This is a genomic window from Salmonella sp. SAL04162, assembly GCF_046551535.1.
Taxonomy (GTDB): domain Bacteria; phylum Pseudomonadota; class Gammaproteobacteria; order Enterobacterales; family Enterobacteriaceae; genus Salmonella; species Salmonella enterica.
In genome coordinates, this window is the sequence record NZ_JBGDVX010000001.1 from 250,735 (window position 1) to 272,045 (window position 21,311).

Genomic DNA, 21,311 nt, shown 5'->3' on the forward strand with positions numbered 1-21,311 from the left:
GATTAGGCTGATTTCGGTAAAATGGCCTCAACATCGCTGTGCGGACGCGGGATAACGTGGCAGGATTTCACTTCACCCACGACGCTTGCCGCCGCGCTGCCTGCATCTACGGCTGCTTTAACCGCGCCGACATCGCCGCGAACCATGACGGTAACCAGGCCAGAACCAATTTTTTCGTAGCCCACCAGCTGTACGTTGGCGGATTTAACCATTGCATCGGCGGCTTCAATGGCGCCGACCAGCCCTTTTGTTTCAACCAGTCCCAGTGCGTTATTCATACTGCAGTTCTCCTGTTGCTTAGCTATTCAGATCCCGGAAAGGGATCCCTTTGACCAGCCGTGCCGCGTTATTACCGGTGTTGCGTTGGGCCTGACTGTCCTGATGATGCATCAGCGTAAAAAGCGGCGCCGATGCGGGTAAATTCTTGTAATGCACGACCAGCGAGTGTCGATCGCAGGCAATGCCAACCAGCAGCGGCGAGCTGCGCGCCGCCTGCCAGGCGCTGTCAACGACCTCTCCTGCCGGATGATGCTGAAGCAGGAAAGGGATGCCTTCCTCTTCAATGCCCAGCAGCACTTCGTGCCAAAGGCTGGCGCAGTCGCTGATAACGGTAATGACGATTGCCGGGGCGCTGTGATTACTGTCCATGTGCAAACTCCTTATGCCAGGAGAGAATCAGGCCGGTGGCCACCGCGTTTCTTGGGCCTTCGCTGCCGCGAATATTTCCTCGCCCGGCGACCAGGCGGTAGTGCGCCAGCGCATCGGTGACCAGCTGCGGAACTTCGAAATCCAGCGACGAGCCGCCGACCAGCACCACGAACGGAATATCGCGAATGTTGCCGGTTGGACTGACCTGACGCAGCGCGCGCAGGGCGTTGGTGACAAAGACGCGTTCTTTAGCGCTGCGGCGAATGGCGCGCACTTTTTCCAGCGCTAAGTCGCCGGGAAGCGGCACCAGTTCGTCCGGTTTCACCACGCAGACGCGGGCGAACACAGCGGGAGGCAGCGGCGTCGGGAAGAACTGGACGCTGCCGTCCTCGTGGCGTAAGTGGAACAGGCTTTCGACCTTAGCCAGCGGGTATTTTTTGATCTCTTCCGCCAGATAGCGGTCTTCCAGCCCCAGTTCGCGGGCAATAATCATCGTGACCATGTCGCCTGCCCCGGCGAGATGGGTGGCGATGATTTCGCCTTTAGGGTTGATGATGGAGGCATCGGTGGAGCCCGCGCCGAGGTCGAGGATCGCCAGCGGTCGGGTGGTACCCGGCGTGGTCAGCGCGCCCAGAATGGCGGCTTCAGCCTCAGCGCCGCCGATCTGCACGTCGATATTAAGCTTCTGCTCAATTTCACGGGCAATCATCGCCATCTGCAGACGGTCTGATTTCACCATCGAAGCGATGCCGACGGCCTGCTCCAGCGAGAACTCCCCGGCCAGACCGCCGGTGACGCTCACCGGAACCGAGGTGTCAACGGCCAGAAGATCCTGAATGAAAATCTCACTGCTCGGCTTATTGGTTAGCTCGGCCATGGTCTGGCGTACGTGTTCCAGCATGCCGCCGATATTGGTCCCGGCCTCGCCGGTGACGTTGTCGAGCTTGCCGCAGCCGTCCACCGCTTTCATGATGGCTTCGGCACCGGCGGCAACATCCACGCGCATGGTACGACCCTGCGCCTGCAGCTCCAGGTTACCGGCGGGTATTGCGCGCGCTTTGACGTCGCCGGATGGCGTTTTAACCACCACGGCGGAACGGTTGCCGATCAGCGCGCGCGCCATCGGGACGATGTTTTTTGTCTCATCGGCGTTGAGATTAAATACGGTGGCGATACCGTAAGGGTTAGAGAGGGTTTCGATAACCTTTCCCGGCACGGCGACTTCAATCGCCGCCAGCATCCCCAGCGGAATGCGGTCGATGTACAGAACTTCATCGACAATCGGTAGCGATTTTTCCAGCCGGTTGCTGACCAGTACGCCATCGTCGCGCTGCAAAATGACGCCGGTAATCTGGTATCCGGCGCGCATTGAGGCGTTGATAACATTGGCGATATCGGCAAAATCAAAGGCTGACGATACCACCAGAATATAGGACGAGTCCGCCGGGCGGGTTAACAGCTCCTCCGGCGTAATCGTGATACCCACACCAAGGCCTACTCCGCCCGGCGTTTTTGGGTTATGGCCAATCATTGTCGATTCGGTGATGATGGTTTCGGTAATGGTTTCCATCGCCACATCGCCAATCACCGGCGTGGCTTCGTTAATGCGGATGAGCGAAATATCGCTGACATTGATCCCCGCGCGCTTTGCGACGAGGGCGAGCGCTTCCTGAATGCCGAACACGTTACGCAACGTGCCTTTGATCCCGGTCGTTTCCGCCAGCGCGCTGTGCGTAATCGTCAGTGCGCCAGTCTCATCTTGCCGCGCCAGCGCGACTTCCGTCGATGAGTTACCGATGTCAATGCCAGCTATATATCGCATCACATACCCCTGTAATTAATCGTCGCCTTTGAGTTTTTTACGCTCAACGTACAGCCCTGCCGCTTCACGAACGAAAGCTGCGCAAATCTTTGCCTGATAACGGTTTTCGAGATCGTCGGCGATAGCGAGCAGCTCTTCTTTCGTTGAACGATACGGACGAAGGGCGTTGTAGATTTCCAGAATGCGATCGTCCGGTACCGCGGTCAGTTCGGCGGCGCGTTCGAAGTTCATCGCCAGCCGGTCGCGGCCCGCGTCCTTGGCGATAGACGCCTGTAAGCGCAGGGTTTCCGGGGTAATACGCATATCCTGAGCGGTGACTTTATTGCTCAGCACGTTTTCCAGCGTAAAGTCGTCCAGCGTTTTATTGGTGGCGGTTTTCACCCATTCCGGGTGTTTGTTCGCCAGCGGGTAGTCGCTGACCTTTGCGCTGCGGGACGTGCCGCCTGCCGCAGGAGCCGCTGCTGGCGCATCGCCCTGCAGGCTGTTCATGCGGCTCAATACGTCCCGGACCATCGATTCAATTGCGTCGGTATTCATGGAGTTATCCTTTATCAAAGCGCCACGCGCAGTTCCTGCGGGTTTTTGCCCGTCACGACGTACTTGGTCTCTTTAATGTGCAAAATGGCCGACTTTGCCTGGTACTTCGGGCGTGCCATCTGGTCATTGAGCGTAGGGACCGGCTGCGGTGATTCGCGTTTCGCATAACGGGCGGCGTTTTTACCAATCTGACGGTAGGTTTCCAGCGTCAGCAGCGGTGCCTGCGGGAACAGCTCCAGGTTGGAGAGCGGCGGTAGCCCCTGCTGGTGGATAACCGTAGTACCTTTCGACTGGATGCCGATGGAGATGCCGGATCCGCTCAGGCGGTTACCTTCAACGGCGACGAACGCCACGTCGGAAGATTTAAAGCAGCGAATCACGCGCGCCTTGATGCCTTCTTCTTCAATACCGGCAATGACTTCGCGCAGAATGCTCTTATGCGGTAAGCCCACGATATTGACGGTTTGCGCCAGGCCAAATGCCGGGCCGACGGCGATAATGACTTCGTCCTGCTGAGTGCCCTGGCGCGCTTCGCCCACTTCGGTCAGAAAGCTGTCGCCCGCAGGCGCAGCGGTCTGTGGTGCTGTGGATGCCGCAGGCGCATTAAACGAGACGGGTTTATCGCTGCCCTTCATATCGCGGAGCACATCTTCAATTATCTGGCGCAGCAATTTTTCATTAATTTCCATTTCTCACCCCTTAATCAATCTCGTTGGGATCAAGAGCGCCAGGGATGTTTTTAATCTCTTCCCAGCGTTCTCCCTGCAGGCGATAACCTGTTGCCGGACCGGCATAGTCATTGACGTCATTAACCGCAGAGAGCACTTGTCCGTCGCCGACGATAATGGCGGAGGTGTGCAAATAGTCGCCGGTTAGCTTGGCTTTCTGGATGTTGAGCATGTCCTGGGCCACGTCGGTAAACCCGCCCTGCGCCAGCGCTTTAACGACTTCCAGACCGTTGCGGTTTTTATTGATGATTTCCTGGGCGAACTTGATGTCTTCGACGATGTTACGCTCCGGCATATCTTTCGAACCGTGGGCATAGGTCGCGGCTTCAACTTCTTCATCGGTAATCGGCGGTAGTCCCATTCCGGCAAACACGGCCTGCAGCGCGCGGGCGGCTTTGTTACGGATGGCGATAACGTCCTCTTCGCGAACCGGGCGCAGACCGCCGTCCACTTTCAGGTCACGCTGGATAACGTTGTAGTCGTCAAAGTCTTCCGCATCTTCGTTGGAACCGGCGAACATGTTGTCGTAGTTCGGCACCGCGGAATAACCAGAGGAGATAAAGTCGGTACCCGGCAGGAACTGCATCAGCAGGCGCGCTGTACGACGCATATCGGAGTGGGTGAAGGTCTGGTCGTTACTGGAGGCGCATTCCAGATCCAGCGAAGAGCAGATCAGGTTTTCCGCCAGCACGGCACGAATGCCTGACGGCACGGCAGACGGTACGCCGATGCAGCTTACGGAGCCGTTTTGCAGACCCTGAACGCCAGCCGCTTTGGTGATATAGATGCAGCGCGCTTCCAGATACAGCATGGATTTGCCTTCGGCGTAGCCCATCTGCACTTCGGAGCCAGAACCGGAGGTGAAGCGCATTTTCAGGCCGCGAGAGGCGTAGGAAGAGGCTAAGAAGCCCTTCGACCATGGTGTATCGTCACCGTCGGTGAAGACCGGCTCGGTGCCGTAAACGGAGATGGTTTCGGCGTAGCAGGTGTGGCCCAGCATGCCGAGCTTAAGCTCGGTGGCTTCTTCCAGGGAGCACTGCGTCAGTACGCCCGGACGACCAACCTGAGAGCCGACCAACAGCGCGATGGCGTTGAACGGCGCGTAGCGTGCTACCGCAACGGTGGTTTCTTGTTCGTCAAACCCGCGCCATGCGCCTTCGGCGGCGTCGGCGGCGATTTGCACCGGGTTATCCTTGACGTTGGTGACGTGTGCCTGCTGAGACGGCGTGCGGCGAGCGCGCATTTTTTGCATCGCCATCATCATTTCGACGACGTTCATATGCGAAACCACTTCAACAATTTTCGCCGGGGTCATCGCGGTGGTCAGCGGGACGATTTCGCTACGCTTAACGTTCGGATCGCAGAGCATGTTGGCCAGCTTGACCGAATCCATCGCCATCACTTCTTCGGCGCGGTTCAGGTTGATGCCGTAGCGAGCGATAAAGTGGTCGATCAGGTCGAATTCGCTAACCGGTTTTCCGTCCAGCTCGGTCACCGCGCCGTTAACGATTTTAATCGACGGTTTCGGGTCGTTCGGGCTTTCCATTGCGATAAAGCCTTCTTCGATCCACTCCTTAACGAAGCCGTCCTGATTCACAGGGCGTTTCGCCAGTGCTTCAAATCTTTTCGATCTCATGAATCAGCCTCGTGGGTATCAGATGTAGGACGGGCGATCGTTTTTCGGTTCAGAACCGAGGGTCGCAAGGACGGTTTTGCCGATTTCGCGGGCGGAGGTCACCGCCTGGCGGACCGCGCCGGAATCGCCGGAAATCACCAGAATAGCTTCGTTACTAAAGCTGGTGCCGTGCGCCGGAGAGCTGTACGCCACGACTTCAACGTTGGCTGACTTCAGCGCGGTATCGGCCATCAGTACGCCTACGGAAGCCGGAGCGCCGACGATAATGCCGCAGGCGCGGCCAATCGGCGCGCCGAACGCTTTTTCCAGCGCGTAGCTGGCGCGAGCGGTGTACTGCAGTTCGATATGTCCGGCTTCGTTGCCGTAAACATCACCGAAGGTGCGGTCCAGCTCTTTCAGCGCGACTTCGATACCGCGCTTGACGTCGGAAACGTCGTTGCCGCCTAAAATAATCAGCGAACCGTGGCCCGCGCCGCCTTTGGTATCGCGCGGCAGCTCAATGCTGACTACTTCGGTATTGGTGGCTTTCACCGCTTCGTCCGCCGCCATAATGTGCGGGCCTGCGCCGGTGCGGGCGCCGAGAATGCCGATGGAGCGATAGCGCTTCTCAAGCTTCATCGCATCCAGCAGGGCGGTATCGACGTTAGCGATAACCAGGCCAAGGGTGTCGCCAATGGCGGTCCCGACAAATTCCGTTAAACTGCAGCTTTTTTCTGCCATAGCCGTCTCTCGTATTGGGTGGTTTTCAGTAGGGATGGCCTGCTGTTCCGGCGTTGCCACACGGGCAATCACCTGCGCCATGATCTGTTCAACCAGCTCATTGCTGCTCATTAGCTAATTCCCTTCGGTAAGATTTTTTCTACATCGGTGTGAGGGCGTGGGATGACGTGTACGGCTTTCACTTCACCCACGTTGCGTGCGGCTGCGGCACCTGCATCGGTGGCCGCTTTGACCGCGCCAACATCGCCGCGCACGATGACGGTTACCAGCCCGGAGCCAATCTTTTCATAGCCCACTAACATCACATTGGCTGACTTAACCATTGCATCAGCGGCCTCTATGGCTGCGGTTAAGCCTTTGGTTTCTACCATTCCTAGTGCTTCTTGTTGCATAAAGACCTCGCATGGAGTGTTCCGATAGTGGGGACTATAAGAAGATGCGAGGAAAAAGAATGGCTGACTTGCTGTTGAGCATCAGAAAATAATGGGAAAACAATATGACTAAATTGTCTTTTGCTTTTATAACTTATTGATAAATTACATTTAATTTATTATTGTCTATATGATTATTTTGTTTTTATTATTTCATTTTTACATTTTTGTTAGTGACGAGAGTATTTTTATTTGATATGGCGAAAGACGCAAAATGTGATGTTTATTCGAAATTGATAAGTTGGCTTGTGCAATATTTTATTATTTCAACAGGCGTATTTTATAGCTCAAATTTCCCGTGTGATGGGCTGATAAAAATATCGGAAAAGCAAAATTTTGCTATCGCAACACGATTTTTCCGGAAGGCAGGCCCGCAGGTTGCCAACAATTTACAGGTGGCACTTTTTATAGTGAGGTTAGCTGTACTCTACCGCCAGCCGAAACTTGCGCTGGCCAGGACACGAACTTTGCTCAGAAGGTGTCACATGAATGATTCTCTAAAGGCGCAATGTGGTGCGGAATTTTTAGGCACCGGACTCTTTTTGTTTTTTGGTATCGGTTGTTTGAGCGCACTCAAAGTCGCAGGCGCCAGCCTCGGATTATGGGAGATTTGCATTATTTGGGGGCTTGGAATTTCACTGGCCGTTTACCTTACGGCCGGGATCTCCGGCGGACATCTTAACCCTGCGGTGACGATTGCGCTGTGGCTGTTTGCCTGCTTCCCCAAACAGAAAGTATTGCCTTATATTATTGCCCAGTTTGCCGGCGCTTTTGGCGGCGCTCTGCTGGCGTATGTGCTTTATAGTAGTCTTTTTACTGAATTTGAGACTGCGCATCATATGGTGCGCGGTAGCGTCGAAAGTTTGCAATTAGCCAGCATTTTCAGTACCTATCCGGCCGCAGCGCTAAATGTATGGCAGGCTGCGTTGGTGGAAGTGGTCATTACGTCGATTCTGATGGGCATGATCATGGCATTGACGGATGATGGCAATGGCATTCCTAAAGGGCCGCTTGCGCCTTTGCTTATTGGGATACTGGTTGCCGTTATCGGCGCGTCTACTGGACCTCTTACCGGTTTTGCAATGAATCCGGCGCGTGATTTCGGTCCCAAACTGTTCACATGGTTAGCGGGGTGGGGGAACATGGCGATGAGCGGTGGGCGAGAGATCCCTTATTTTATCGTGCCGATTGTCGCGCCTGTTATCGGCGCCTGTGCCGGAGCAGCCATATATCGCTATTTTATTGGTAAGAATTTACCTTGTAACCGCTGTGAACTGTAAGAAAATGCGAACCAGATTCACAGCAATGATGTATCGTAAAAACAGGTGAGATAATTTCGTGATCTGCTTTCACGAACTGATCAAAACGTCTCCCAGCAATGGGAGACTTTTGATATTGTCATTGTACTTTTTATCAGGGCCAGGATAATGGTAATAAAAAGTGAATGTAAATAATGTGTTTTGTTTATAACAATAAATTAACTGAGGGGTTTTATCATGATTTCTGCGAGCGCTCTGAACTCAGAACTCATTAATAAAATCGCACAGGATTTTGCACAAGCCACCGGTCTGGCGGTTGTGGTTGTCAATATTCATGGTGATGAAATATCTGAGCTATTCAATTTCACGCCGTTTTGTCAGTTGATGCGACAGCATCCCCAGCATAGTACACGTTGTCGTATGAGCGATCGCTGCGGGGGACTGGAGGCATCGAAGTCCGATCAACCCTGTATTTATCGTTGTCATGCCGGTCTAACGGATTTTTCTATTCCGCTGGTAATTGCAGGGCATTTAGTTGGCTTTGTTTTATGCGGACAGGTTCGTTTAAGTAATGACGTGGAGTTGGTAAACATTCTTAATATCGACGATCGCTGGCAGGCTGACCCTGAGCTCTTGAATGAATTTCGGAATGTGCCAGAGATGGACTATTCACGCGTTATCGCTTCCGCCGATCTCCTTAAACTGATTGTTGAGAATTGCCTGAAAAAACAGCTCAATTTCGTGGTTATCAAAGACAATCCGCAGCAATCGGAGGCAAATAAAGCCGCTCGTGGTCCCACTCCGCATGACAGTAAAATGAAAAAAGCGCTTCGCTATATTGATGCGCATTTGTCCGACGATCTTCGTCTTGAGGATGTCGCCTCACATGTCTATCTCAGCCCCTATTACTTCAGTAAGCTATTCAAGAAATATCAGGGAATCGGATTTAATGCGTGGGTGAACCGCCAGAGAATGGTTAGCGCCAGAGAATTGCTTTGCCATAGTGACTGGAGTATTGCCAGTATTGCGCGTAATTTAGGCTTTTCGCAAACCAGCTATTTTTGTAAAGTCTTCCGCCAGACCTATCAGGTTACGCCGCAGGCTTATCGCCAGCAGATAAATGAGAATTCTCATCCTCCATCGTTATGAATAGCAATATTTTGCTATTGCCGATTTTTGATAGTGTTTTGTATCTTAATCATTTCAGAAAGAAAATTTATCTGGTGTAACAATAAATTGTCATAGCGCAACAAAATAATAAAATTTAGGGCATAAACTGCACCAGTTTTTATTTTTGTGATGAAGTACAGTGTCAGGAAAGATAAGTTTTATTACGCTTTGTCGATACGTTTTATCGTCAATATACCGGTAAGGATGAGTAGATTAACGTCAGATGAGCAACCGCTCAGGTTATTGCTCACAGAAATGTAAAACGTAGCACATTATTAATTGCCGTTATGGGTGTGCCGTACAGCCATAACGTAAACCAACAGGTTTGCCACATTTGTGGTAGGGAAGGGGGTGAAAATCCCCCGCAGCCCCCGCTGCTGTGATGCTGACGACCCCGTAAAGACCACTGATCGCAAGATTGGGAAGGACGGGCGAGGAGGACGCTAAGCCAGAAGACCTGCCTGTCGGTGATAACCAACAACTTCGGTGGGAAGTGGGTTGCGAAGACGCGTACAGTCGAAAGACTGAACATGCGCGTACCTGTATACCCCTACCACCCTGAACAGGATCAGGGTAATGGCGGCAAGGCATCACGCATTTATTCTTGCAGGCACAGGAAGCGGTTGCGGCAAAACCACGGTGACGCTTGGTTTGTTGAGGCTGCTGCAAAAACGCGCGCTGCGCGTACAGCCGTTTAAAGTTGGGCCAGATTACCTTGATACCGGCTGGCATACCGCTATCTGTGGCGTGGCGTCCCGTAATCTTGACAGTTTCATGCTTCCTCCTCCTGTTCTCAACGCCTTATTTTGCGAACAAATGCGGCAGGCGGATATCGCCGTCATTGAAGGGGTCATGGGGCTGTATGACGGCTATGGCGTCGACCCCAATTATTGCAGTACAGCCGCAATGGCGAAACAGCTTGGTTGCCCGGTCATCCTACTGGTGGACGGCAAGGCTGTTTCAACGTCGCTTGCGGCTACCGTTATGGGATTTCAGCACTTCGACCCGACCCTCAACCTCGCGGGCGTGATTGTGAATCGCGTCACTAGCGACGCCCACTATCAGCTCCTCAAAAATGCCATTGAACATTATTGCTCACTGCCGGTACTGGGGTATGTCCCTCCTTGCGACGGCGTCGCATTACCTGAACGCCACCTGGGGTTGATTACTGCCAGAGAATCCCTCGTCAATCAGCAATCATGGCATGATTTTGCCGCCACGCTGGAACAAACAGTGGATGTGGATGCGTTACTCTCGCTGAGCGTGTTATCAGCGCTTCCGACGGGAATGTGGCCTGAGCGCCCCGATAACACAGCGGGGGCAGGGCTGACGCTTGCTCTGGCGGATGATGAGGCCTTTAACTTTTATTACCCCGATAACATCGATTTGCTGGAGCGTGCCAGCGTTAACATTGTGCGTTTTAGCCCACTGCATGACCGCGCATTGCCTGATTGTCAGATGATCTGGCTGGGCGGTGGATATCCCGAATTATACGCCGCAGAGCTGGCGGCAAATACGGCGATGTTAAAACATTTGCGGGCGGCGCATCAGCGCGGCGTGGCGATTTACGCGGAGTGTGGCGGTCTGATGTATTTGGGGAGCACTCTGGAGGATAGCGGCGGGGAAATTCATCAGATGGCGAATATTATCCCCGGTCACAGCAAAATGGGTAAGCGACTTACCCGCTTTGGTTACTGTGAGGCGCAGGCTATGCAGCCAACGCTATTGGCGGTGCCTGGTGAGATAGTGCGCGGCCATGAATTTCACTACTCAGATTTTATCCCCGAAACACCCGCCGTTATGGCCTGTCGTAAGGTTCGCGATGGTCGCGTGTTACAGGAATGGACCGGCGGCTGGCAGACAGGCAACACGTTTGCCAGCTATCTGCACGTCCATTTCGCCCAGCGTCCGGAAATGTTGCAGCACTGGCTGGCGGCGGCGAGGCGCGTATTATGACGATTCTTGCCTGGTGTATCGCCTGGGTGCTGGATTTTATCATCGGCGACCCTCAACACTGGCCCCATCCGGTACGCTGGATAGGCCGTTTAATCACGTTTGTGCAGCGTATTGTGCGTCGCTATTGTCCCGGCGATAAAGCGCTGCGGATTGGCGGCGGCGTAATGTGGGTTGTGGTTGTCGGGGCGACCTGGGGCGTGGCATGGGGCGTACTGGCGCTGGCGCAGCGGATTCACCCCTGGTTTGGCTGGAGCGTCGAAGTCTGGATGATCTTTACCACGCTGGCCGGACGCTCTCTGGCCCGCGCCGCGCAGGAGGTTGAGCGACCGTTGCGGGAGAACGACCTTGCGGAAAGCCGAATAAAACTCTCCTGGATCGTCGGGCGCGATACGTCACAACTTCAGCCAGCGCAGATCAATCGCGCCGTGGTGGAAACGGTTGCAGAAAACACCGTTGACGGCATTATCGCGCCGCTCTTTTTCCTCTTTCTCGGCGGCGCGCCGCTGGCGATGGCCTACAAAGCCGTCAATACCCTGGATTCAATGGTGGGCTACAAACATGAAAAATACCGGGCGATTGGTATGGTCAGCGCCCGTATGGACGATGTAGCGAACTATCTTCCTGCCCGACTGAGCTGGCTGTTGCTGGGCATTGCGGCAGGACTGTGTCGCCTGAGTGGTTGGCGGGCGCTACGTATTGGCTGGCGTGACCGTTATAACCACAGTAGCCCAAATTGCGCCTGGTCGGAAGCGTGTGTGGCCGGCGCCTTAGGAATCCAGCTCGGCGGCCCAAATAACTACTTTGGCGAGCGTGTGGACAAGCCCTGGATCGGCGACGCGCAGCGCGATATTTCCGTGGACGATATTTCCCGAACGATTCGATTGATGTGGGTCGCTTCAACCCTGGCGCTGGCGCTGTTTATTGTAGCGCGGTGCGGGTTATCTGGCGTGGCCTGAGGACGACAGTATGCATTATATCCAGCAGCCCCAAACCATTGAGGCCAACAGTTTCACCATTATTAGCGACATTATTCGCGAAACGCGTCCTGATTACCGTTTCGCCAGTCCGCTCCATGAGGCCATTATCAAGCGGGTTATTCATACCACCGCCGATTTCGACTGGCTGGACATTTTGTGGTTCTCTGCCGATGCGCTGGAGCAGCTTTGTGATGCGCTACGCCAACCGTGCATTATTTATACCGATACCACGATGGCGCTGTCCGGCATTAATAAAAGATTACTGGCGACGTTTGGCGGCGAGTGTCGCTGTTATATCAGCGATCCGCGCGTGGTGCGCGCCGCAAAAACGCAGGGGATTACCCGTTCAATGGCCGCCGTCGATATTGCTATCGCCGAGGAGGAGAAAAACAAGCTCTTTGTTTTCGGTAATGCGCCGACGGCTCTGTTCCGTTTGCTTGAACATAACGTGACGGTGAGCGGCGTGGTGGGCGTACCGGTAGGCTTTGTCGGCGCGGCGGAGTCCAAAGAGGCGCTCACCCATAGTCATTTTCCCGCGGTTGCCGCGTTAGGGCGTAAAGGCGGCAGTAACGTGGCTGCCGCTATCGTCAATGCGCTGCTCTATCACCTCCGGGAGGCCTGATGAGCGAGCTTTCTTTTGACGCGCCGGTCTGGCACCACGGTAAAGCGTTACGTAAAGGATATACCACCGGTTCCTGCGCGACGGCGGCGGCAAAAGTCGCCGCGCTGATGGTATTGCGTCAACATCTGATTCATCAGGTCTCCATCGTCACGCCGTCGGGCGTCACGCTATGCCTGAACGTGGAGTCGCCGCACATTGAAGGCCAGCAGGCGATAGCCGCAATTCGTAAAGATGGCGGCGATGACGTGGATGCCACGCACGGGATGCTGATTTTTGCCCGTGTTACGCTCAACGACAGCGGTGAGATTACGCTCACTGGCGGCGAAGGTATTGGTACGGTAACGCGTAAAGGGATTGGACTACCCCTCGGGAGCGCCGCCATCAATCGTACGCCGCGTCATACCATTGAATCTGCGGTGCGCGAAGCGATAGGCCCGGCGCGTGGGGCCGATGTGGAGATTTTTGCCCCGGAAGGTGAAGCGCGGGCGCAAAAAACGTATAACTCGCGGCTTGGCATTCTTGGCGGCATTTCCATTATTGGCACTACCGGCATTGTGACGCCGATGTCGGAAGAAAGCTGGAAACGCTCGCTATCGCTGGAACTGGAGATCAAACGGGCGTCAGGATTAACGCGGGTGATACTCGTGCCGGGCAACCACGGCGAACGGTTTGTTCGCGAACAAATGGGCGTCGACACACAGATGGTCGTCACCATGAGCAATTTTGTCGGCTACATGATTGAAGAGGCGGTACGGCTGGGATTTTGCCAGATAGTGCTGGTGGGGCATCCTGGAAAATTGATCAAAATCGCCGCCGGGATCTTTCATACCCATAGCCATATTGCCGATGCGCGCATGGAAACGCTGGTCGCGCATTTAGCTTTACTGGGCGCGCCGCTGGAGTTACTCACCCTGGTCAGCGATTGCGATACCACTGAAGCGGCAATGGAGCACATTGAAGCATATGGCTTCGGGCATATCTATAACCATCTTGCCAGGCGTATTTGTTTGCGAGTCATGCAGATGCTGCGTTTTACCAAAACGCCGCCTGTCTGCGACGCCATCCTGTTTTCTTTTGATAACCATATTCTCGGCAGTAATCGTCCCGTCGACGAGATTGCTAAGGAGCTGCAATGCTAACGGTCGTGGGAATGGGGCCCGCCGGACAGCATTTGATGACGCCTGCGGCGCTGGAAGCGATAGACCACGCCGATGCGCTGGCAGGCGGTAAACGGCATTTGGCGCAGTTTCCGGCGTTTGGCGGCGAACGATTTACGCTGGGCGCGGATATTGGCGCGTTGTTGTCATGGATTGCCGCCCGTCGGGATAAAGGGATCGTGGTGCTGGCCTCCGGCGATCCGCTGTTTTATGGCATCGGTACACGCCTGGTGGCGCATTTTGGTATCGAACAGGTTCGCATTATCCCTGGCATCAGCGCCGTACAGTATCTGTGCGCACAGGCTGGAATTGATATGAATGACATGTGGTTGACCAGTAGCCACGGTCGTTGCGTCAGCTTCGATCAGTTAGCGAACCATCGCAAAGTGGCGATGGTCACGGATGCCCGCTGCGGGCCGCGAGAAATCGCGCGGGAACTGGTCGCGCGGGGCAAAGGGCATCGCTTAATGGTGATTGGTGAAAATCTGGCGATGGAAAATGAGCGGATCCACTGGCTACCCGTCAGTGCGGTCAACGCCGACTATGAAATGAATGCAGTGGTGATCCTGGATGAAAGATGAGCTTTTTCTGCGCGGCGAGAACGTACCGATGACCAAAGAGGCGGTACGGGCGCTGGCGCTGTCGAAACTTGAGCTCCACCGCGCCAGTCACCTGATTGACGTCGGGGCGGGAACGGGAAGCGTCTCAATTGAAGCGGCGCTGCAGTTTCCTTCGTTGCAGGTGACGGCTATCGAGCGTAATCCTGCCGCGCTACGGCTGCTTGATGAGAATCGTCAGCGCTTTGCCTGCGGCAATATCGATATTCTCCCCGGCGAAGCGCCAATGACCATAACCGGGAAAGCCGATGCGGTGTTTATGGGCGGCAGCGGCGGTCATCTGACGGCGCTGATTGACTGGGCGATGGGCCATCTGCATCCCGGTGGCCGTCTGGTGATGACCTTTATCTTGCAGGAAAACCTTCATAGCGCGCTGGCGCATCTTGCGCACATCGGCGCATGTCGAATGGACTGTGTACAGCTTCAGCTTTCATCGTTAACGCCGCTGGGGGCGGGACACTATTTCAAACCGAACAATCCTGTTTTTGTTATCGCCTGTCAGAAGGAAGAAAACCATGTCAGAGACATTTGATCCACGCTGTGTATGGTTCGTCGGCGCCGGGCCGGGCGATCGCGAGCTGATCACGCTTAAAGGCTACCGCCTGCTGCAACAGGCGCAGGTAGTTATCTATGCCGGTTCGCTGATCAATACCGAACTGCTGGATTACTGCCCCGCGCAGGCAGAACGCTACGACAGCGCCGAACTGCATCTTGAGCAGATTATCGAGCTGATGGCCGCGGGCGTGAAAGCGGGAAAAACGGTGGTGCGGTTGCAAACGGGCGATGTCTCGCTGTACGGCTCCGTGCGTGAGCAAGGCGAAGAGTTAACCCGCCGTGGTATCGACTGGCAGGTAGTGCCTGGCGTCAGCGCGTTTCTCGGCGCTGCGGCGGAGCTGGGTGTGGAATATACCGTACCGGAGGTATCGCAGAGTCTCATTATTACCCGTCTGGAAGGGCGTACGCCAGTACCGGCGCGCGAACAACTGGAGGCGTTCGCCAGTCACCAGACGTCGATGGCGATTTATCTCTCCGTTCAGCGTATTCACCGGGTGGCAGAACGTCTCATTGCCGGCGGTTATCCGGCAACTACGCCTGTCGCGGTCATCTATAAGGCTACCTGGCCGGAAAGCCAGACCGTTCGCGGCACATTAGCGGATATTAGCGACAAAGTACGTGATGCTGGCATCCGTAAGACGGCGCTAATCCTGGTCGGGAATTTTCTGGGTAAGGAGTATCACTACTCAAGACTCTATGCAGCGGACTTTAGCCATGAATACCGTAAAGCCTGAATCCATTGCGTTGTTTTGCCTGACGCCCGGCGGCGTGGCGCTGGCAAAGAGACTCGCCGCGATGCTGCCGTTAACCTGCTTTACCAGTGAAAAACTGCGGGAAGAGGGATTTATTCCCTTCGATGGCGGATTCGCTAATACCGCCCGGCAGGCTTTTACCACTTATACCGCGCTTATTTTTATTGGCGCGACCGGCATTGCCGTTCGTGTCCTGGCGCCGTTAGTGAACGACAAGTTCAGCGATCCGGCGGTGGTCGTCATTGATGAACGTGGTCAGCATGTCATTAGCCTGCTTTCCGGTCATGCGGGAGGGGCCAATGCCTTGACGCGCTACCTGGCAGGAATGTTAGGCGCCGATCCGGTGATTACCACGGCAACGGATGTCAATGAGATGTCCGCGTTGGACACCTTAGCTTTCCAGCTTAACGCCCGTATGACCGATCTTCGAACGGCGGTAAAAACCGTTAACCAGATGTTGGTCAGTCATCAACGGGTGGGGTTATGGTGGGATGCCGAACTAACGGAAGAGATCGGCCAGTGCGATATTCGCGGTTTTATCCCTGTTGATGATTTGCAGCGGTTGCCTGAGCTGGATGCGCTTATCTGCGTCTCTTTGCGTAATGACCTCCCTGAGCTTCCCGTACTGCACTGGAAACTGGTGCCCCAGCGTGTGGTGGCGGGAATTGGCTGTCGCCGCAATACGCCATTTCCCCTGTTAGCGACATTACTGGCGCGCCAGCTTGAAGCGCAGAAACTCGATCCGCTGGCGTTAAAAGCGATTGGCAGCGTCACGCTCAAAAAAGGGGAGCCGGGGCTTATTCAGCTCGCCTCCTGCTGCCGCGTGCCTTTTAAAACCTTTACCGCCGAAGCGTTGCGCGAATTCGAACACCATTTTCCCGGTTCTGGCTTCGTCAGAAAAACGGTGGGCGTTGGCAGCGTATCCGGCCCGGCTGCGTGGTTATTAAGCCAGGGACAATTGTTAGGCGAGACCCTGCGAGAACAGGGCGTCACTATTACTTTAGGAGTTGCACACTGATGTTGAGCGTAATTGGTATTGGCCCCGGTTCGCAGGCAATGATGACGATGGAGGCGATTGAGGCGCTTCAGGCGGCGGAAATCGTCGTGGGCTACAAAACCTATACCCATCTGGTTAAAGCATTTACCGGCGATAAACAGGTGATCAAGACCGGCATGTGTAAGGAAATTGAACGCTGCCAGGCGGCTATTGAACTGGCGCAGGCCGGGCATAACGTCGCGCTCATCAGCAGCGGGGATGCGGGAATTTACGGCATGGCGGGTCTGGTGCTGGAACTGGTCGGCAAGCAAAAACTGGACGTCGAGGTGCGGCTCATTCCTGGCATGACCGCCAGCATCGCCGCCGCCTCTTTACTGGGCGCGCCGCTGATGCATGACTTCTGCCATATCAGCCTCAGCGACCTGCTGACCCCGTGGCCGGTAATTGAAAAGCGCATCGTTGCCGCCGGAGAGGCAGACTTTGTTATCTGTTTTTACAACCCGCGCAGCCGCGGGCGCGAAGGGCATCTGGCGCGCGCGTTTGACCTGCTTGCCGCCAGTAAAAGCGCGCAAACGCCGGTTGGCGTGGTGAAATCCGCCGGACGTAAGAAAGAGGAAAAATGGCTGACTACGCTCGGCGATATGGATTTTGAACCGGTAGATATGACCAGTCTGGTCATCGTTGGTAATAAAACGACCTATGTTCAGGATGGGCTGATGATAACGCCGCGAGGTTACACGCTGTGAATGAGGGAGATGTGCTGGTGGTGGGCGGCACCAGCGATGCGCGCGCGTTATGCCGACAACTGGATGCGGCGAACGTCGCATACACCTTATCCGTGGCGACGCCAGCCGGAAAAGCGCTGGCTGGCGACATTAAAGGACAGGTGCGCTGTGGTCGTCTGGAGTACGGGCAGATGGTCGCCTGGCTAAAAGAAAACCGTACTCGCTGGGTAATAGATGCATCGCATCCTTATGCAGAAATGGTCAGCCATAACCTCCTTCGCGCCTGTGAAACGGCAGGCGTGTTGTTAAGTCGTTATCAGCGTCCGGAGCAGCTTAGCAATCTGACGCATCCGCTTCTCTATACGGCGCGCAGTATTGCCGATGCCTGCGAGATAGCGAGGCGTTTTGGTCCGCGCGTGTTACTGACGACCGGCAGTAAAGATCTGGCCGTCTGGCGTGCCGGGCTGGCGGAAAAAACGTTGCTGGCGCGCGTACTGCCCGTGGCGGAGGTGATTCAACGCTGCAGCGAACTGGGGTTCGGCGTTGGAGAAATTTTCGCATTGTGTGGGCCGTTCAGCGCTGATTTTAACGCCGCGTTTTACCACCAGTGCCGGGCCGACGTGGTCATTACCAAAGCGTCCGGCGCGGAGGGGGGATATCAGGAAAAAGTTCAGCCCTGTCTGGATGCGGGCATTCCCTGCATCGTTATTGCGCGCCCGACGCCACTTGTGACGGGTGATGAGTTACTGGAAAGCCAGGCCGCCTTTGCGCAGCGTTTATCGCGCTGGCTGGCCGCAGCTAAGGAGTAAAAATGAAAAAAGCGCTTCTGGTGGTCAGTTTTGGCACCAGCTATCACGACACCTGTGAAAAAAACATTGTGGCGTGCGAACGTGATCTGGCGGCGTCCTGCCCCGATCGCGACCTGTTTCGCGCCTTCACTTCCGGAATGATCATTCGCAAGCTTCGCCAGCGTGACGGTATCGACATCGATACGCCATTACAGGCTTTGCAAAAGCTTGCCGCACAGGGATATCAGGACGTGGCGATTCAGTCGTTGCACATTATTAACGGCGACGAATATGAAAAAATTGTCCGTGAAGTACAAACCTTGCGTCCGTTATTCACTCGCCTGACGCTGGGCGTGCCGCTGCTGAGCAGCCATAACGATTATGTGCAGCTAATGCAGGCGTTGCGACAACAGATGCCATCGCTCAGACAAACGGAGAAAGTCGTTTTTATGGGCCACGGCGCCAGCCATCACGCATTCGCAGCTTATGCCTGTCTCGATCATATGATGACCGCGCAGCGCTTTCCGGCGCGCGTCGGCGCCGTAGAAAGCTACCCGGAGGTCGACATCCTGATCGACAGCCTGCGTGACGAAGGCGTCACCGGCGTACATTTGATGCCATTAATGCTGGTGGCGGGCGATCACGCCATTAATGATATGGCTTCAGACGACGGCGACTCATGGAAAATGCGCTTTAACGCGGCGGGCATTCCGGCGACGCCGTGGCTGAGCGGGCTGGGAGAAAACCCGGCTATCCGGGCGATGTTTGTCGCGCATTTGCACCAGGCGCTGAACATGGCGGTAGAGGAGGCGGCATGAACGGTAAATTATACGCATTAAGTACCGGGCCAGGCGCGCCCGACCTGATAACCGTCCGCGCAGCGCGGATTCTTGGCTCGCTGGACATTCTGTATGCGCCCGCCGGTCGTAAGGGGGGCGATAGTCTGGCGCTGTCGATTGTGCGCGACTATCTCGGTGAGCAGACGGAAGTACGTTGTTGCCATTTCCCTATGAGCGCTGACGGCGCCGAGAAAGAAGCGGTCTGGAACGAGGTTGCCGCCGCGCTTACCGCAGAGGTGGAAGCAGGTAAACAGGTCGGTTTTATTACCCTGGGCGATGCGATGCTATTCAGTACCTGGATTTTTTTACTCCAGCGAATCGGCTGCCCGGAGTGGCTGGAGATTGTCCCCGGCGTCACGTCCTTCGCCGCGATAGCCGCCCGCGCGAAAATGCCGCTCGCCATAGAACGGCAATCGCTGGCGGTTATTTCTTGTACCGCGCCGGAAGCGGAAATAGCCCAGGCGCTACAACAGCATGATAGCCTGGTGCTGATGAAAGTGTATGGCCGGTTCGCCCGTATTAAAGCGTTGCTGGCGCAGGCCGGCCTGCTGGAGTGTGCCTTAATGATGTCCGAGGCCACACTGCCCGGCGAGCAGTGCTGGCGCCATCTCCACGAGGTCAACGATGATCGACCGTTGCCCTATTTTTCGACCATTCTGGTCAATAAACAGTGGGAGTATGCAGAATGAAACTTGAACAGCAGCTTAGACAGTTGTCTTTCAGTGGACTGGCTGCAGCGATATTGCTGATGGTTGTCCCGCAACAGGCGTTTGCGATGCATATCATGGAGGGCTTTTTACCGCCAGTGTGGGCGCTGGCCTGGTGGTTACTGTTTTTACCCTGCTTGTGGTATGGGCTGGTGCGCTTACGGCGTATTGTGCAGGAGGATAATCATCAGAAGGTACTGCTGGCGCTGTGCGGCGCGTTTATTTTTGTCCTGTCCGCGCTCAAAATTCCGTCGGTAACGGGGAGTTGTTCACATCCGACCGGCGTTGGTCTGGCGGTTATCTTGTTCGGGCCCGGGGTGGTGGCGATTCTCGGTGCGGTTGTGCTGTTGTTTCAGGCGCTATTGCTGGCGCACGGCGGCCTGACGACGCTTGGCGCAAACGGAATGTCGATGGCGGTGATTGGCCCGGTTGTCGGTTATCTGGTGTGGAAAATGGCCTGCCGTGCCGGACTGCGCCGCGATGTCGCCGTTTTTCTGTGCGCGATGCTGGCGGATTTGGCGACCTATTTTGTGACTTCAGTCCAGCTTGGCGTTGCGTTTCCCGATCCCCATGCCGGAGCGACAGGGTCTGTTGTGAAGTTTATGGGGATTTTCTGCCTCACACAGATTCCTGTCGCCATTGCCGAAGGTTTATTAACCGTCATGATTTATGACCAGTTGACTAAACGGCAAGTGATTACCGTACAAGGACATTAAAATGAAAAAAACGTTGATGTTGTTAGCGATGGTGGTGGCGCTGGTGATTCTGCCGTTTTTTATTAACCACGGCGGTGAATATGGCGGTTCAGACGGCGAAGCGGAAAGCCAGATTCAGGCTATTGCGCCGCAGTATAAACCCTGGTTTCAGCCGTTATATGAACCTGCCAGCGGTGAAATTGAAAGCCTGCTGTTTACCCTTCAGGGCTCTCTTGGCGCGGCGGTGATTTTTTATATCCTGGGGTATTGCAAAGGTAAACAACGCCGTGATGACCGGGCTTGATCGACTCAGCTATCAAAGCCGCTGGGCACACGTTGCGCCGCAGCGCAAGTTTTTGCTGTGGCTGGCGATGATGATACTGGCGTTTGTTCTGCCGCCTGTAGGGCAGGGCATTGAGCTGCTGATCATTGCCGGATTGAGCTGTTGGCTATTGCGCATATCCCTCTGGCGCTGGTGTCGATGGATGGCGATACCTTTTGGATTTTTGTTGGTCGGCGTGATAACGATTATCTTCAGCATCAGCCGCGAGCCGCAAATGCTGCTGGCTGGCATCTCTGTCGGGCCGTACTGGATCGGGATTACCCGTGCGGGCGTGGTTACGGCGAATGAAACGTTCTGGCGTAGCCTGACGGCGCTGTCCGCGACGTTGTGGCTGGTGATGAACCTACCGTTTCCGCAGTTAATTAGCTTGCTTAAGCGCGCGCATATTCCACGCCTGCTTACCGAGCAAATCCTGTTAACGTGGCGCTTTCTCTTTATTCTTCTGGATGAGGCGGTGGCAATTCGTCGCGCGCAAACGCTGCGTTTTGGTTATTGCAGCCTGCCGAACGGCTATCGATCTCTGGCAATGCTGACTGGACTCCTGTTTACGCGGGTGTTAATGCGTTATCAGCAAATGACCACCACGCTGGATATCAAACTGTATCAGGGTGATTTTCACCTGTAAGGACT

The 21,311-nt window shown here is 55.1% G+C and carries 25 protein-coding genes and 1 riboswitch; of the genes, 17 read left to right on the plus strand and 8 right to left on the minus strand.

All coding sequences use genetic code 11. From position 1 onward, the window contains the following. Window positions 1-2 precede the first annotated feature (2 nt). From pduJ to pduA, 8 genes are read right to left on the minus strand one after another with little or no spacing between them, the layout of a single operon-like run. Window positions 3-278 carry a propanediol utilization microcompartment protein PduJ gene (gene pduJ, locus ACLJRH_RS01295; protein ID WP_001057755.1) on the minus strand — a complete coding sequence of 92 codons (276 nt, stop codon included), beginning with the start codon at window positions 276-278 and terminating at the stop codon, window positions 3-5. 19 nt (window positions 279-297) lie between these two features. After that, window positions 298-648, minus strand: a complete 351-nt coding sequence (pduH, locus tag ACLJRH_RS01300) for a propanediol dehydratase reactivase beta subunit PduH (protein WP_000377981.1) — start codon at window positions 646-648, stop codon at window positions 298-300. Then, the gene (pduG, locus tag ACLJRH_RS01305; RefSeq protein ID WP_023136924.1) at window positions 638-2,470 is read right to left on the minus strand and encodes a propanediol dehydratase reactivase alpha subunit PduG; all 1,833 of its coding nucleotides are present in this window, start codon (window positions 2,468-2,470) and stop codon (window positions 638-640) included. The genes pduH and pduG overlap by 11 nt, the downstream gene beginning before the upstream one ends. A 15-nt stretch (window positions 2,471-2,485) precedes the next feature. Next, a complete protein-coding gene (gene pduE, locus ACLJRH_RS01310) occupies window positions 2,486-3,007 on the minus strand; it encodes a propanediol dehydratase small subunit PduE (RefSeq protein ID WP_001090597.1) in 522 nt (173 codons plus the stop codon). A 14-nt stretch (window positions 3,008-3,021) separates the two neighbouring features. Then, window positions 3,022-3,696, minus strand: a complete 675-nt coding sequence (gene pduD / locus ACLJRH_RS01315) for a propanediol dehydratase medium subunit PduD (protein ID WP_023136925.1) — start codon at window positions 3,694-3,696, stop codon at window positions 3,022-3,024. 10 nt (window positions 3,697-3,706) lie between these two features. Next, window positions 3,707-5,371: a propanediol dehydratase large subunit PduC gene (pduC, locus tag ACLJRH_RS01320; RefSeq protein ID WP_001256896.1), complete on the minus strand. Its 1,665-nt coding sequence runs from the start codon at window positions 5,369-5,371 to the stop codon at window positions 3,707-3,709. Between the two features lie 18 nt (window positions 5,372-5,389). After that, window positions 5,390-6,202, minus strand: coding sequence for a propanediol utilization microcompartment protein PduB (gene pduB / locus ACLJRH_RS01325; RefSeq protein ID WP_004105122.1), 813 nt, complete (start codon window positions 6,200-6,202; stop codon window positions 5,390-5,392). Then, window positions 6,202-6,483: a propanediol utilization microcompartment protein PduA gene (pduA, locus tag ACLJRH_RS01330; protein WP_003030255.1), complete on the minus strand. Its 282-nt coding sequence runs from the start codon at window positions 6,481-6,483 to the stop codon at window positions 6,202-6,204. Before pduA ends, pduB begins: the two co-directional genes overlap by 1 nt. Window positions 6,484-7,007: 524 nt before the next feature. On the opposite strand from pduA, the gene pduF reads away from it, so the two are divergent. The 17 genes from pduF (at window position 7,008) to ACLJRH_RS01415 (ending at window position 21,306) form a co-directional block, all read left to right on the plus strand. Then, window positions 7,008-7,802, plus strand: a complete 795-nt coding sequence (gene pduF / locus ACLJRH_RS01335; protein WP_001000023.1) for a propanediol diffusion facilitator PduF — start codon at window positions 7,008-7,010, stop codon at window positions 7,800-7,802. 216 nt (window positions 7,803-8,018) lie between these two features. Next, window positions 8,019-8,930: a transcriptional regulator PocR gene (gene pocR, locus ACLJRH_RS01340; RefSeq protein ID WP_023136926.1), complete on the plus strand. Its 912-nt coding sequence runs from the start codon at window positions 8,019-8,021 to the stop codon at window positions 8,928-8,930. A 325-nt stretch (window positions 8,931-9,255) separates the two neighbouring features. Then, window positions 9,256-9,431: riboswitch (cobalamin riboswitch) on the plus strand. Window positions 9,432-9,527: 96 nt separating this feature from the next. Further along, entirely contained in the window at window positions 9,528-10,907 is a 1,380-nt protein-coding gene (locus tag ACLJRH_RS01345) for a cobyrinate a,c-diamide synthase (protein ID WP_023136927.1), read from the plus strand. Next, the gene (gene cbiB, locus ACLJRH_RS01350; protein WP_000153655.1) at window positions 10,904-11,863 is read left to right on the plus strand and encodes an adenosylcobinamide-phosphate synthase CbiB; all 960 of its coding nucleotides are present in this window, start codon (window positions 10,904-10,906) and stop codon (window positions 11,861-11,863) included. Before ACLJRH_RS01345 ends, cbiB begins: the two co-directional genes overlap by 4 nt. Window positions 11,864-11,873: 10 nt before the next feature. Continuing rightward, window positions 11,874-12,506 carry a cobalt-precorrin-8 methylmutase gene (locus ACLJRH_RS01355; protein WP_000558993.1) on the plus strand — a complete coding sequence of 211 codons (633 nt, stop codon included), beginning with the start codon at window positions 11,874-11,876 and terminating at the stop codon, window positions 12,504-12,506. Then, on the plus strand, window positions 12,506-13,645 hold the full coding sequence (gene cbiD, locus ACLJRH_RS01360; RefSeq protein WP_023223154.1) for a cobalt-precorrin-5B (C(1))-methyltransferase CbiD: 1,140 nt from the start codon (window positions 12,506-12,508) through the stop codon (window positions 13,643-13,645). Before ACLJRH_RS01355 ends, cbiD begins: the two co-directional genes overlap by 1 nt. Further along, window positions 13,639-14,244, plus strand: coding sequence for a cobalt-precorrin-7 (C(5))-methyltransferase (locus tag ACLJRH_RS01365; protein ID WP_000958829.1), 606 nt, complete (start codon window positions 13,639-13,641; stop codon window positions 14,242-14,244). Before cbiD ends, ACLJRH_RS01365 begins: the two co-directional genes overlap by 7 nt. After that, window positions 14,234-14,812 (plus strand): decarboxylating cobalt-precorrin-6B (C(15))-methyltransferase, encoded by a 579-nt coding sequence (locus ACLJRH_RS01370; protein WP_000650985.1) that lies wholly within the window; start codon window positions 14,234-14,236, stop codon window positions 14,810-14,812. The genes ACLJRH_RS01365 and ACLJRH_RS01370 overlap by 11 nt, the downstream gene beginning before the upstream one ends. Further along, the gene (locus ACLJRH_RS01375) at window positions 14,796-15,569 is read left to right on the plus strand and encodes a cobalt-precorrin-4 methyltransferase (RefSeq protein WP_000004870.1); all 774 of its coding nucleotides are present in this window, start codon (window positions 14,796-14,798) and stop codon (window positions 15,567-15,569) included. The genes ACLJRH_RS01370 and ACLJRH_RS01375 overlap by 17 nt, the downstream gene beginning before the upstream one ends. Further along, window positions 15,550-16,605 (plus strand): cobalt-precorrin 5A hydrolase, encoded by a 1,056-nt coding sequence (gene cbiG, locus ACLJRH_RS01380; RefSeq protein ID WP_001098922.1) that lies wholly within the window; start codon window positions 15,550-15,552, stop codon window positions 16,603-16,605. The genes ACLJRH_RS01375 and cbiG overlap by 20 nt, the downstream gene beginning before the upstream one ends. Further along, window positions 16,605-17,330 carry a precorrin-3B C(17)-methyltransferase gene (locus tag ACLJRH_RS01385; protein ID WP_000953637.1) on the plus strand — a complete coding sequence of 242 codons (726 nt, stop codon included), beginning with the start codon at window positions 16,605-16,607 and terminating at the stop codon, window positions 17,328-17,330. The genes cbiG and ACLJRH_RS01385 overlap by 1 nt, the downstream gene beginning before the upstream one ends. Continuing rightward, window positions 17,327-18,118, plus strand: a complete 792-nt coding sequence (locus ACLJRH_RS01390) for a cobalt-precorrin-6A reductase (protein WP_001001975.1) — start codon at window positions 17,327-17,329, stop codon at window positions 18,116-18,118. Before ACLJRH_RS01385 ends, ACLJRH_RS01390 begins: the two co-directional genes overlap by 4 nt. 2 nt (window positions 18,119-18,120) lie before the next feature. Further along, window positions 18,121-18,915 (plus strand): sirohydrochlorin cobaltochelatase, encoded by a 795-nt coding sequence (gene cbiK, locus ACLJRH_RS01395; RefSeq protein WP_000709792.1) that lies wholly within the window; start codon window positions 18,121-18,123, stop codon window positions 18,913-18,915. Next, a complete protein-coding gene (locus ACLJRH_RS01400) occupies window positions 18,912-19,625 on the plus strand; it encodes a cobalt-factor II C(20)-methyltransferase (RefSeq protein WP_001013552.1) in 714 nt (237 codons plus the stop codon). Before cbiK ends, ACLJRH_RS01400 begins: the two co-directional genes overlap by 4 nt. After that, window positions 19,622-20,359 (plus strand): cobalt ECF transporter S component CbiM, encoded by a 738-nt coding sequence (gene cbiM, locus ACLJRH_RS01405; protein WP_023136912.1) that lies wholly within the window; start codon window positions 19,622-19,624, stop codon window positions 20,357-20,359. Before ACLJRH_RS01400 ends, cbiM begins: the two co-directional genes overlap by 4 nt. 1 nt (window position 20,360) lies before the next feature. Next, on the plus strand, window positions 20,361-20,642 hold the full coding sequence (locus ACLJRH_RS01410; protein WP_000753212.1) for an energy-coupling factor ABC transporter substrate-binding protein: 282 nt from the start codon (window positions 20,361-20,363) through the stop codon (window positions 20,640-20,642). After that, on the plus strand, window positions 20,629-21,306 hold the full coding sequence (locus ACLJRH_RS01415) for an energy-coupling factor ABC transporter transmembrane protein (protein WP_000147138.1): 678 nt from the start codon (window positions 20,629-20,631) through the stop codon (window positions 21,304-21,306). Before ACLJRH_RS01410 ends, ACLJRH_RS01415 begins: the two co-directional genes overlap by 14 nt. The last annotated feature ends 5 nt before the right edge of the window (window positions 21,307-21,311 follow it).